Annotated in this window: 1 protein-coding gene; it reads left to right on the top strand. The window is 72.7% G+C overall.

Features of this window, described 5'->3' with window-relative positions:
• The coding region (locus EAO71_RS36285) for a carbohydrate ABC transporter permease (RefSeq protein WP_147982054.1) at positions 1 to 677 on the top strand (677 nt) is incomplete at both ends.

Raw genomic sequence — 677 nt, 5'->3', positions numbered from 1 at the left:
CAGATGCCGGAGGACGCCCGGCCGGCCCGGGATCCGGCCGCGCGACCGGACGGGATCTCCGGCACCGCCTGGCTGGACTTCACCAAGGGCGGCGGCGGGCGGCCGAACTCCGTCGACGCGCGGGAGCTCGGTCTGAAGGGGCTGCGCATCGAGGCCGTGAAGGACGGCCGGGTCGTGGCGAGCACCACGGCGGCGGCCGACGGCACCTTCAGCCTGCCGGCCGCCGCGGACGGCGCCGTGCTCCGGCTGCCCGCGAGCAACTTCAGGGAGCAGTACGGCGGGGTGGAGTGGCTCGGACCCTCGCTCGTCACCCCGGCCGTGATCGGCAGCTACGTCTGGATGTGGGCCGGGTTCGCGATGGTGCTGATCGCCGCGGGTCTGGCGAGCGTGCCGCGTGAACTGCTGGAGGCCGCCCGGGTCGACGGGGCGAACGAGTGGCAGGTCTTCCGCCGCATCACGGTCCCGCTGCTCGCGCCCGTCCTCGCCGTCGTCCTGGTCACGCTGATGATCAACGTGCTCAAGGTCTTCGACCTGGTGTTCATCATCGCGCCGGGCTCGGCGCAGGACGACGCGAACGTCCTGGCGCTCCAGCTGTACCGCTCGTCCTTCGGCACGGACGCGGACCTCGGGATCGGCTCCGCCATCGCCGTACTGCTCCGCCATCGCCGTACTGCTCC

It is taken from the genome of Streptomyces sp. MS191 (assembly GCF_008042125.1).
GTDB lineage: Bacteria > Actinomycetota > Actinomycetes > Streptomycetales > Streptomycetaceae > Streptomyces.
The sequence above is the reverse complement of the archived record's forward strand: the minus strand, read 5'-3'. Positions and strand labels throughout refer to the sequence as shown.